This window comes from Pseudomonas sp. S2_H10 (assembly GCF_054668285.1).
The window spans coordinates 3,083,295-3,094,801 of the sequence record NZ_CP162754.1 but is presented as its reverse complement, the minus strand read 5'-3'; the positions used below and the strand labels follow the sequence as shown (position 1 = coordinate 3,094,801).

General features: G+C 59.7%; 8 protein-coding genes and 1 tRNA gene. 2 read left to right on the top strand and 7 right to left on the bottom strand.

Annotated elements, in window-relative coordinates:
• Nucleotides 1-44 precede the first annotated feature (44 nt).
• Nucleotides 45-506, bottom strand: a complete 462-nt coding sequence (locus AB4O16_RS13865; protein WP_160388417.1) for an Lrp/AsnC family transcriptional regulator — start codon at nt 504-506, stop codon at nt 45-47.
• Between the two features lie 186 nt (nt 507-692).
• On the opposite strand from AB4O16_RS13865, the gene AB4O16_RS13860 reads away from it, so the two are divergent.
• A complete protein-coding gene (locus tag AB4O16_RS13860; RefSeq protein ID WP_160388416.1) occupies nt 693-3,047 on the top strand; it encodes a glucose/quinate/shikimate family membrane-bound PQQ-dependent dehydrogenase in 2,355 nt (784 codons plus the stop codon).
• Between the two features lie 112 nt (nt 3,048-3,159).
• On the top strand, nt 3,160-3,840 hold the full coding sequence (locus tag AB4O16_RS13855; RefSeq protein WP_460157924.1) for a zinc metalloprotease: 681 nt from the start codon (nt 3,160-3,162) through the stop codon (nt 3,838-3,840).
• Between the two features lie 15 nt (nt 3,841-3,855).
• On the opposite strand, the gene AB4O16_RS13850 is transcribed toward AB4O16_RS13855, so the two are convergent.
• The 6 genes from AB4O16_RS13850 to rpoD form a co-directional block, all read right to left on the bottom strand.
• Nucleotides 3,856-4,284 carry a hypothetical protein gene (locus AB4O16_RS13850; RefSeq protein ID WP_460157923.1) on the bottom strand — a complete coding sequence of 143 codons (429 nt, stop codon included), beginning with the start codon at nt 4,282-4,284 and terminating at the stop codon, nt 3,856-3,858.
• Nucleotides 4,274-4,876: a nucleotidyltransferase domain-containing protein gene (locus AB4O16_RS13845; protein WP_160388413.1), complete on the bottom strand. Its 603-nt coding sequence runs from the start codon at nt 4,874-4,876 to the stop codon at nt 4,274-4,276. Before AB4O16_RS13845 ends, AB4O16_RS13850 begins: the two co-directional genes overlap by 11 nt.
• A 68-nt stretch (nt 4,877-4,944) precedes the next feature.
• Nucleotides 4,945-5,259 carry a DUF3077 domain-containing protein gene (locus tag AB4O16_RS13840; protein ID WP_160388412.1) on the bottom strand — a complete coding sequence of 105 codons (315 nt, stop codon included), beginning with the start codon at nt 5,257-5,259 and terminating at the stop codon, nt 4,945-4,947.
• A 397-nt stretch (nt 5,260-5,656) separates the two neighbouring features.
• Nucleotides 5,657-5,733, bottom strand: a tRNA-Ile gene (locus tag AB4O16_RS13835).
• Between the two features lie 15 nt (nt 5,734-5,748).
• Entirely contained in the window at nt 5,749-9,495 is a 3,747-nt protein-coding gene (locus AB4O16_RS13830; RefSeq protein ID WP_460157922.1) for an EAL domain-containing protein, read from the bottom strand.
• 123 nt (nt 9,496-9,618) lie between these two features.
• A complete protein-coding gene (rpoD, locus tag AB4O16_RS13825; protein ID WP_160388410.1) occupies nt 9,619-11,466 on the bottom strand; it encodes an RNA polymerase sigma factor RpoD in 1,848 nt (615 codons plus the stop codon).
• Between the last annotated feature and the right edge of the window lie 41 nt (nt 11,467-11,507).

Genomic DNA, 11,507 nt, shown 5'->3' with positions numbered 1-11,507 from the left:
GCGAAGGCGTCAGCTCAGACACCCATGAAACCTGAACTGGAATGTCAAACCGGCTGCCCCCGATCAATCTTGCTACTCAAGATGATCGAGGTAGTGGTCTTCTCCACCCCATCCACACTGCCGATCTGATCCAGCAACTGATCCAGCTGCTCCGGCGAGTCGGTGCGCAACCACGCTACATAATCAAATTCACCACTCACCGCACACAACTGCTGCACCTGCGCCATCGCGCTTAACCGTCGCAAGACCTCTTTGCCAGAGCGCGGTTGCACGGTGATCCCCACATACGCCTGCAACCCGCCATCCACCACCCGCTGCCCGAGACGCACGCCGTAACCGGTGATCACCCTGGCCTTTTCCAGTCGCGCCAGGCGCGAGGTGACGGTGGTGCGGGCGATGCCCAGTTGCCGGGCCAGCATGGCCACGCTCTCGCGGGCGTTGATCTGCAGGGCGGCAATCAACTGGCGGTCGATTTCGTCGAGAACGGGTGGGCGAATGTCAGGCAAAGGGGCTGTCTCCAACGGTACTGATCAATGGCCAAGCATGTTACAGGCACATCCGGCGCCGCGCTCGTGGCGGATATTTGATCTAGCCTCAGTACCGTTCGTGACATTTCTGCCTGCGACAAATTGCCATAAGTAACTGGTTAGTACATTATTCCGCCCTTGTCACAAATGGGGAAATTTTCCGATATGAACAATTCTGGGGCTGCCGCCGGCAGCAAATGGGTGCTGGCGGGGCTGGGTGTGCTGATTGCACTGATCGGGCTCGGCCTGGCCGGTGGCGGTGGTTACTTGATCGCACTGGGCGGCAGTTGGTATTTCCTGCTGATGGGCCTGGCGATGCTGGCGTCCGGCTTGATGATTGCCCGGCGCAAGCCGCTCGGCGCCTGGCTGTATGGTGTGGCGTTGGTCCTCACGGCGATCTGGGCGGTATGGGACGCCGGCCTCGAATACTGGCCGCTGGTCTCGCGGGTGCTGACCTTCGCCGTGATCGGTCTGGTGGTCGCGCTGGTCTATCCGACCCTGGTCCGTGCTTCGGGCGCGACCGGCGGACGAGGCGCTTACGGCCTAGCTGGCATTCTGGGTGTAGGCGTCGTAGCGACGATGGCCTACATGTTCGTGCCGACCCACGTGGTCAAGGCCACCGTTGAACCTGCGGTAACGCCGGTCACGCCGGGTACCGAGCAGAAAGACTGGGCGCACTGGGGCAACACCACCGCCGGCAACCGCTTTGCCGCGCTGGACCAGATCAACAAGGGCAACATCGACAAGTTGCAGGTGGCCTGGACCTTCCGCACCGGCGACATCCCGCAAAGCACCGGTGCCGGTGCCGAGGACCAGAACACCCCGCTGCAGATCGGTGACACGGTCTACACCTGCACCGCCTACGGCAAAGTCTTCGCCCTGGATGCCGACACCGGCGCCCAGCGCTGGAAGTTCGACCCGCAGGGCACCGCGCCCAACTGGCAGCGCTGCCGTGGCCTGGGTTATTCCGAAACCCCGGCGTCTTCGGACAATCAGCCAGGCGCCTGTACGAAACGTCTGTTTCTGCCGACCGGCGATGCGCGCCTGATCGCCATCAATGCCGACACCGGTAAGCCGTGTGAAGAATTCGGCAACAAGGGCACCGTCGACCTGACCACCGACATGGGCGAAGTGAAGCCCGGTTACTACCAGCAAACCTCGACTCCATTGGTCGCAGGGGACGTGGTGATCGTCGGCGGTCGCGTGGCCGATAACTACTCCACCGGCGAACCGCCGGGCGTGGTGCGTGCCTACGACGTGCGCAGCGGTGAGCTGGTGTGGGCGTGGGATCCGGGCAATCCGAACACCACCAAACGCCCACCGGCTGGTGAGACTTATACGCGTGGTACGCCGAACGTGTGGTCGGCCATGTCCTACGACGCCAAGCTCGGTCTGGTCTACCTGCCGACCGGTAACGCCACGCCGGACTTCTTCGGCGGTCAGCGCACCGAGATGGACAACAAGTGGAACTCGTCCGTCGTTGCCATCGACGTGAAAAGCGGCCAAGTGCGCTGGCATTTCCAGACCACCCACAACGACCTCTGGGACTTCGACCTGCCGGCGCAACCGCTGCTGTACGACGTGCCGGACGACAAGGGCGGCACCCAGCCCGCGCTCGCGCAAGTGACCAAACAGGGCGAGATCTTCCTGCTCAACCGCGAAACCGGCGTGCCGATTGCTCGCGTCGAAGAGCGCCCGGTGCCGCAGGGTCATGTGCCTGGCGAACACTACTCGCCAACCCAGCCGTTCTCGGTGGACATGCCGTCAATCGGCAACAAGACCCTGACCGAGTCCGACATGTGGGGCGCCACACCGTTCGACCAGTTGATGTGCCGCATCCAGTTCAAAGGCATGCGCCACGAAGGCGTCTACACCCCGCCGGGCATGGACCGCGCCCTGCAATTCCCGGGCTCGTTGGGCGGCATGAACTGGGGCAGCGTCTCGGTTGATCCGAACACTAACTACATGTTCGTCAACGACATGCGCCTGGGCCTCGCCAACTACATGATCCCGCGCGACAAGATCAAAGCCGGGGCCAGCGGTATCGAAATGGGCGTGGTGCCGCAGGAAGGCACACCGTTCGGCGCCATGCGCGAACGCTTCCTCTCGGCGGTCGGCATCCCGTGCCAGAAACCACCGTTCGGCACCATGTCGGCCATCGACCTCAAGACCCACAAACTGATGTGGCAAGTCCCGGTCGGCACCGTACAAGACACCGGCCCGATGGGCATCCGCATGCACCTGCCGATCCCGATCGGCATGCCGACCCTCGGCGCATCGCTGGCCACCCAGTCCGGCCTGCTGTTCTTCGCCGGCACCCAGGACTTCTACCTGCGCGCCTTCGACACCGGTAACGGCAACGAAATCTGGAAATCGCGTTTACCGGTAGGCAGCCAGTCCGGGCCGATGACCTACGTGTCGCCGAAAACCGGCAAGCAGTACATCCTGCTGACGGTGGGCGGTGCGCGTCAGTCGACGGATCGTGGGGATTATGTGATTGCTTACGCTTTGCCCAAATAAGGGCTGAAGTCTGGGTCAAAAAGCCGCGCCATTGCGCGGCTTTTTGTTGGGCGAAAGAGAGGGGGTGGAAATCGGCTAGGATTGAGGCAGTCGAGGGTGCGAGGTGAAGGGTATGACAACAAAGCTACCTGCTGTTGTACGGGACCGTGCATTGCAGATCGCCCATCACGAAATGGGGCACTACGTGGTGGCCCGCGCCTTGGGGTTTGAAACGGGCGGCGTGACCCTGACAGTGACCAAGGATTTGCGGCACCACGGAGGGGCCTCCATTACCTTGGTGCGACCCCTTTCGTCGATGGAAGCCATGAAGGAACACCTGGAAGCCCGAATGATGGTGCTCCTGGCTGGCGCAATGGCACAAACCCTGCCGTCAAAACCCTCAGCCGCCAAACGCGTCGACAAGCGCAAAGCCACCGCCATCCTCAAAGGCGAGCAGGGAGCGGAGCAGGATTACGCAAAGCTCAGGGAGCTTCAGCATCTGCTGCGAAATATTGCCTGCCCGGATACCGATCCAGCGTCGAGCGAGCGCATTTCGGCGGAGCTTAAAGCGATGACTGATCGGGTGTGGGGTCGGACTCAAACAATCATCGAAGATCAGGCCGGGACGATTGCCGAATTGGCTATGGCGCTGGTGGACGGCATGGTTCTTGTGGAGCAATGGGGGCGGGCTGCGGATACGTATGAGGTTGTGTTGACGGGGCAGATTCTGGAACGGTTGCGGGCGGTGCAGGCGATCCCCTCGTTAAGTGTTTGGACTGACCGTTGCAGTGATGTCGTTCAGCACTGGAAGTAACGAAGGGTCGAAGCGTTATTTGCTCGCGAGCATAGCGTCTTGCACCAGTGTCAACAGTGCATCAGTCGCCGCTAACAGTTCAGCCAATAGGGTTTCGTCTACATCCATGTAACCTTCGTACTCAGCCAGATTGCGGCGCTCGTGACAGAGCGCGAATAGGCGTACATGGACTTTGTTCAGGCCGAGGGTATGTACCAGGCACTGAAATACCAGATAGCGACGGTCGGAGCGAAACCCCTGTAAACGCATGGCAGTCAGAGCCAGAGCATGGGCGGCGTTGTAGGCGAGGTCGAAGCGACTGGCGAAGGACAGGGCCGAACTGTGAGCATCCTTCAAACGGTCCGAGGCTGATTTCAGCAGCCCCTCACATTCCTTGCGATCAGGCGGTTCAGCTTTGAGGCCGCCGCTACGCACCAGGTTTTCCAGATTTTCGTTACTGCCCATCGGCTACCTCTGCTGGATTGCGGCCAATCAAATCAATTTTTTCTTGTTGCTCAACCCGCACTACAAAGCTGTTGCCGCCCGCCTTCTTGGCTTGCCAGTCGGCCAGGGTGTAGAGCGTTGGGTTAATGGTGCGGCCAAGCTGTTCCTCAACGGGCAGTACCCGTTCCATCAAATTGCTGTAACTGAGATTTTCGCCAATCAACATCAGGTCAATGTCACTGCCTGCATGCTCGTTTCCCTTGGCAATGGAGCCGTAAATAAATGCCCATACCAACTGATCAGACAGCGGAGACAAGGCTGTACGCAACTGCTCTGCAATACCAAAGGTCTTGCGCACTATCCCAAGCAGTTCTGCATAGATGGGGCACTCAGGGTTGGCTTGGTAGTGCGTCTGATTACCCCGCCGACTCATGGTGAGAATGCCTGCGCCATGCAGACGTTCCAGCTCACGCATCAGGCTGCCCTTGCCGACTTGCGCCCAGCGGGATATTTCATTGGCATAGAAGCTCTGATCCGGTTTGCCATACAGCATGCCCAGCACTTTTTGCTGAGTGGCGGTAAATAGGGCATCGCTGAGCGGGATGGCAGGCATGGCTGACTCTATAAGTCCCAAAAAGGGAACGATAGGTCCCTTTTTGGGAATTTTCAACTCTGCCGTGATTATGTAGTTTTCGATGGGCTTGCTTCCTTTCTTGTTTGAGCAGGTCGCCGCTTCAATACCTTTACCACATCATCGATCACTGCTTTGCTCATCGTCGTCAGGTAATGCGCCGCCCAGGCGTGGCGGTCGGAGTCTTGGGTGAAAGCGGCGTCCGCGGTCAGGGACTTGGCGAGGTACAGCAGGTCTGAGGCTTGCGCCAGGGCGTCGGCGATGGGGATATCGCGGCAGACGTGGAATAGCGGTTGATCTGAGAGATAGAGGAAAGGGGTGAAGCCGATAGTTTTTAGGTCTGAGGGTGAATTTGCTTTAGTCATGCATTGCTCCTGGGTTCTAGGAGCCGCCAAATTCGTTTCCAAGCGAATGGGTGACGGCCGTACGCAGGTTGGAAAACCGGGAACCTAGGAACCGGCACGCCCGAAGGCGTCCCACGCACAGCCGTCATAACTCAGGATCACAAAATACAAGCAATCATGATGAGGGCGCTGTTGCGGCTAGAGTTCAACGGGTTTCCAAGCCCGACCGCTGAAAGGTCAGCGACGTCCGGAGACTACTCCGTCAAAGAAAAGTGCAACAAGGCGGCAAAGTGCCCAAAAGCAAGATTCGGAGTTTGCCTACAAGGTCCTAAGGCGTCATCCGATAAAGCGAGACCTTAAGTAAACAAAACTAAACGTCAGACACGAAAAAGCCGCGTAAAAACGCGGCTTTCTTGTTTGGTGGGCCCACACGGACTTGAACCGTGGACCAAAGGATTATGAGTCCTCTGCTCTAACCAACTGAGCTATAGGCCCTCAGTAGGTCGCGGATTATAGCGACGGTTTCGCGGCTGTGCTATCCGAAAAAGCCATTACCGTTGTACGAAGAAACGTCGCGGCAAATTCTTCGGCGGGCAGGGGCAGGCTGACGATGTACCCCTGGATTTGCTCGCAGCCCTCATAGGCCAGGAATTGTTGCTGTGCCTGGGTCTCGACGCCTTCGGCAATCACGGTGAATTGCATGCTGCGGCCGAGGGCGATGATGGCGCGTACGATCGCCGCATCGTGGGGATCGTCCGGCAGGCCGCGAACGAAGGACTGGTCGATCTTGAGGATGTCCAGCGGCAGGCGCTTGAGGTAGCTCAGTGACGAGTAACCGGTGCCGAAGTCATCGATGGCCAGTTGCACGCCCAGCTTTTTGAGTTGATGCAGCACCGCCAGCGCTTCTTCGGCCTGGCTCATGATGAAGTTTTCGGTGATTTCCAGTTGCAGGAAGCCGGGGTTGAGGCCGTTGTCCTTGAGCAACTGTTCGATACGGCTCAGCAGGTTGGGTTGGCGCAATTGGGCGCCGGCCAGGTTGACCGACAGCGGGCCGGGGCTTTCGTACAGCCGGTGCCATTCGGCCATCTGCCGGCAGGCGGTTTCCAGGACCCAGTCGCCGATTTGCAGGATCATGCCGTTTTCTTCAGCCAGCGGGATGAAGTGTTCCCGCGGCACATCGCCAAAGGTCGGATGATGCCAGCGGATCAGGGCCTCGGCGCCGACCAGGCGGTAGTCTTCGAGGCTGATTTTCGGCTGGTAGCACAGGTGCAATTCGTTGCGCTCGATGGCGCGACGCAGTTCGTGTTCCAGTGCCACGCGTTCGCTGGCCTGGGCAGTGAGGTCGCGGGTGTAGCTTTCAACACGGTTGCGGCCCTTGGCCTTGGAGCGGTACATCGCGGCGTCGGCGTTCTTGATCAGTGTGGCAACGTCGCAGCCATCCTTGGGATAGAGGCTGGTGCCGATGCTGGCGCTGATGAAGAACTCGTGCTCACCGGCCTGGAACGGCGCGGCGAAGCAGTTGAGCAACTTGGTGGCGATGTTGTCGGCATCGCTGGACTGTTGCAGGCCAGGAAGCAGGATGATGAATTCGTCACCCCCCAGGCGCGCCACGGTGTCGATGTCACGCAACTGCTCCTTGAGGCGTACGGCAATGCCCTTGAGCAGCAGGTCGCCGACCGGATGGCCGAGGCTGTCGTTGATGTGCTTGAAGCGGTCCAGGTCGAGGAACAGCACCGCGCCCTGGCCGCCGTTCTCCTGCTGGTTGTTGAGCGCAGTGAGCAAGCGGCTTTCGAACAGCGTGCGGTTCGGCAGGCCGGTCAGCGGGTCGTGGTGCGCCTGGTAATCGAGTTTGGCCTGGGCGTGCTTGAGGCTGGAAATGTCGGCGAACACCGCGACAAAGTGGGTGATGAACTTGTCGCGGTTGCGCACGGCGCTGATGGTCAGCCAGCTCGGATAGAGCTCACCGTTCTTGCGCCGATTGGAAATCTCGCCCTGCCAATGACCTTCGGCGGTCAATTGATGCCACATGGCCGCGTAGAACGCGCTGTCATGCAGGCCCGAAGCGAGCAGTCGCGGCGTGTGACCCAGTGCTTCGCTTTCGCTGTAACCGGTAATTTCAGTGAACGCACGGTTGACCGCGCTGATGTGCTGTTGGGTATCGGTGATCAACACGCCTTCGGCGGTGCTCTCGAACACGGTGGCGGCCTGCTGCAGTTTTTCCTGCATCAGGTGGCGCTCGGTGATGTCCCTGGCGATGGTCAGCATGCAGTCTTCATCGCCAATCGGCAGCGGACGGCTGGACACTTCACAGAGGCGAATCTGCCCGTCGCTGCGGCGGATATGGCAACTGAAGTCGCGGACAAAGCCGTCGCGGTGCAGCAGGTCGAGCATTTGCTTGCGTTCATTGAGGTTGACCCAGATCCCCAGGTCCAGCGCCGAGCGATCCACCGACATGGCACTGTTGAATCCGGTGATGCGGCTAAAGCCCTCGTTGACTTCCATCAGCAAGCCATCGCTTTGCCGCGACAGTAGCAAGCCGTCGGGGGAGGCATGGAAGGCCTTGGCGAACTTTTCTTCGGACGTTTGCAGTTGCTGCTGGGTTTCCTTGAGCTGGGTGATGTCGCGCACCACGACCACCAGCGCCGGTGTCATGTCGAGGTCGAACGGTTCGGCGGAGATCAGGCCGGTAAACACCTGGCCGTTGCTGCGACGAAAGGGCATCTCCAGGTTGCGGATGCTGCCGGCCTGCAAACGTTGCAACAGGCCCGGCCCGACGCCGGGAATGCCCCAGATGTTCAGGTCGGTGGCGGTCAGGCCAATGACGTCCTCGGCCTTGAGGCCGATCTGTTCTTCGAATGCTTCGTTGACCTCCAGCAAGCAACCGTCGCTGAGGCGCGCGATCACCAGGATGTCGGGGCACTGCTGGAACACGGAGGCGAATTTCTGCTCCGACAGGCGCAGTGCTTCTTCGGTGCGCTTGGCGTCGGTGATGTCGATCATCAACCCGCGCATCACCGGCTCGTGGCCGTGTTCGATCAGGCTGACGATATCGCGCACCCAGAGGGTACGGCCGTCGGCGGTGATCACCCGGTAGTCGAGCCGGTGATCGCGACCGGCCAGCACTTCGTGATCGCAGAAAGTCTGGGCGCGGATCAGGTCGGCGGGGTGAATGATGTTGCGCCAGAAGCCGGGAATCAGCCAATGGGAGAGGGGATAGCCGAGCAGGTCTTCGGCGTGGGGCGATACATAGCTGTAGGTGTAGTCGGTGACCTTGGCTTCCCAGGCGATGGCCGACAGGCTCTCGACCAGGCCGCGGTAGTGGTATTCGCTGCTGCGCAGTTCCTGTTCAAGATCGACCCGGCGGGCGATTTCCGAGCTCAAGCGGCGGTTGATGCGGATAACCGCGGCCAGTACGAGGGTCAGCACCAGCAGTCCGGGCAGGCCGTATACCAGCAGGTCATTCCAGAACGTTCGATGATCGAGGACGTTACCGACCCAATGCTCCTGGATCGCACTGATTTCGGCGGGGCTCATGTCCGCCAGGACTTTGTCGAGAATGCCGACGAGCATGGTGTTGTCGCGAGGTACAGCCATGGCCAGTTGATAGCGATAGGGCGTTTCACCGCTGACATACAGCCCGTCGAGCTTGAGCTGGCGCAGGCTCCAGACGCTCGATGCCAGGTCGCCCACGACTGCATCCACTGCGTCGGTGGCCAGTGCCTGCAACGCCGAGCTGACGTTGGGCATCGCCACCAGGTTCAGGTCGGGATTGTGGGTGCGCAGCAGTTCGTGGGGAGCGTAGTTCTCCACCACGGCGATTTTCAGACCGTACAGGTCTTGCAGGTTATGTGGTTGGGGGCCTCCGACATGGGCCAGGATGACAATCGGGAAGTCCAGGTAAGGGCGGGTGAACGACAGGTAGTTCTGGCGTTCCGGCGTCGACATGATGCCCGGCAGCAGATCGATTTTGCCCTTTTTGGCTTGTTCCAGAACGATGGTCCAACTGACCGGCTCGATCGGCGTGAGCCTGGTCCCCAGCCTTTTTCGGATGACCTCGATGTAATCCGCGGCAAGGCCCTGATAGCGGCCCTCATCGTCACGGAACTCGAAAGGCGGCCACGACGCATCGACACCCAGGCGCAATTCCGGGTGAGCCGCCAGCCAGCTACGTTCATCGTCAGTGAGAGTCAGAGCGCCAGCCGTTGCGGTCCAGGTCATCAGCGACAGCAAAAAAAGCACGGTCGGCAGTCTGGGCATAACGGTCTCGTTATGGCTCGGGGGAATGTTTCGAGTGTAGACGGGCTAGGGGCGGAGGGGGAGGTGCTGAGATATTAATCTGCCATAAAACAAAACCCCCGGCCTGGGCCGGGGGTTCTGGTATCACTCGTCGAGGAAGGAGCGCAGATGCTCGCTTCTCGTCGGGTGGCGCAGCTTGCGCAGCGCCTTGGCTTCGATCTGACGAATCCGCTCACGGGTCACGTCGAACTGCTTACCAACCTCCTCGAGGGTGTGGTCGGTATTCATGTCGATGCCGAAGCGCATGCGCAGTACCTTGGCTTCACGGGCAGTGAGGCCGGACAGCACTTCGCGAGTCGCTTCTTTAAGGCTCTCAACGGTTGCAACATCGATTGGCGACTGCATGGTCGAGTCTTCGATGAAGTCACCCAGATGGGAGTCTTCGTCATCACCGATCGGGGTTTCCATGGAGATCGGCTCTTTAGCGATCTTCAATACCTTGCGGATCTTGTCCTCAGGCATTTCCATGCGTTCGCCCAGCTCTTCCGGGGTCGGTTCGCGACCCATTTCCTGCAGCATCTGGCGGGAAATGCGGTTGAGCTTGTTGATCGTCTCGATCATGTGCACCGGAATACGGATGGTGCGGGCCTGGTCGGCGATCGAGCGAGTGATCGCCTGACGGATCCACCAGGTGGCATAAGTCGAGAACTTGTAGCCGCGACGGTATTCGAACTTGTCTACCGCTTTCATCAAGCCGATGTTGCCTTCCTGGATCAGATCGAGGAATTGCAGGCCACGGTTGGTGTACTTCTTGGCGATCGAGATCACCAGACGCAGGTTGGCTTCAACCATCTCTTTCTTCGCGCGGCGGGCCTTGGCCTCACCGATCGACATACGACGGTTGATGTCCTTGATTTCAGCGATGGTCAAACCGGTTTCGGTTTCCAGCGCGGTCAGCTTCTGCTGGCAACGGATGATGTCCGGCTGCAGACGACCAATGGCTTCAGCGTATTTGCTTTTGCCTTTGGCCAGGGCATCACTCCAGCTTTCGTCGACTTCGTTGCCCGGGAACTGGCGCAGGAAGTCTGCACGCGGCATGCGTGCATCACGAACGCAGAGCTGCATGATTGCGCGCTCTTGCTGACGCAGGCGATCCAGAGCACTGCGAACACGCTCGACCAGGCCTTCGAATTGCTTCGGAACCAGCTTGATCGGCATGAACAGTTCGGCCAGGGCCAACAACTCGGCAATCGTTGCCTTGTTGTTGCGACCGTGCTTTTTCAGCGCCTTGCGGGTGATTTCCATCTGATCGGCCACAGCGCCGAAGCGCTGGGCAGCGATGACCGGATCCGGACCGCTTTCGGCTTCTTCTTCGTCATCGGAAGATTCGGCTTCATCGTCGTCGGTGTCGTCATCCGCTTTCACGGCTTTCGCATCGATCGGCGGCGGCACTTCTGCCGCAGGCGGCGCGATGCCGTCGTCCGGGTCGATATAACCGCTCAGAACGTCGGACAGGCGACCACCTTCGGTGGTGACGCGGGTGTACTCGGAGAGAATATGATCAACCGTGCCAGGGAAGTGCGCGATTGCGCTCATCACTTCACGGATGCCCTCTTCAATACGCTTGGCGATTTCAATTTCGCCTTCACGAGTGAGGAGCTCCACCGTACCCATTTCGCGCATGTACATGCGCACCGGGTCGGTAGTGCGACCAATGTCGGTCTCGACCGCAGCCAACGCTGCAGCGGCCTCTTCGGCTGCGGCTTCGTCGGTATCGGCGTCGGCCAGCATAAGGGAATCCTTATCTGGCGCAACCTCGAATACGTTGATCCCCATGTCATTGATCATGCGGATGATGTCTTCCACCTGTTCCGGATCTGAAATATCCTCCGGCAGGTGGTCGTTGACCTCCGCGTAAGTCAGGTAGCCCTGCTCACGACCAAGTGTGATCAACTCTTTGATACGAGACTGCTGTTGCGCTTTTCCGGACATAACACCCTATCCACTGAAGGTCTTGGCGGGCAAAAAACAAG

Coding starts and splice junctions, on each gene's coding strand:
- AB4O16_RS13860 (WP_160388416.1), top strand. CDS start 693: ATGAACAATTCTGGGGCTGCCGCCGGCAGCAAATGGGTGCTGGCGGGG.
- AB4O16_RS13855 (WP_460157924.1), top strand. CDS start 3,160: ATGACAACAAAGCTACCTGCTGTTGTACGGGACCGTGCATTGCAGATC.
- AB4O16_RS13850 (WP_460157923.1), bottom strand. CDS start 4,284: ATGGGCAGTAACGAAAATCTGGAAAACCTGGTGCGTAGCGGCGGCCTC.
- AB4O16_RS13845 (WP_160388413.1), bottom strand. CDS start 4,876: ATGCCTGCCATCCCGCTCAGCGATGCCCTATTTACCGCCACTCAGCAA.
- AB4O16_RS13840 (WP_160388412.1), bottom strand. CDS start 5,259: ATGACTAAAGCAAATTCACCCTCAGACCTAAAAACTATCGGCTTCACC.
- AB4O16_RS13830 (WP_460157922.1), bottom strand. CDS start 9,495: ATGCCCAGACTGCCGACCGTGCTTTTTTTGCTGTCGCTGATGACCTGG.
- rpoD (WP_160388410.1), bottom strand. CDS start 11,466: ATGTCCGGAAAAGCGCAACAGCAGTCTCGTATCAAAGAGTTGATCACA.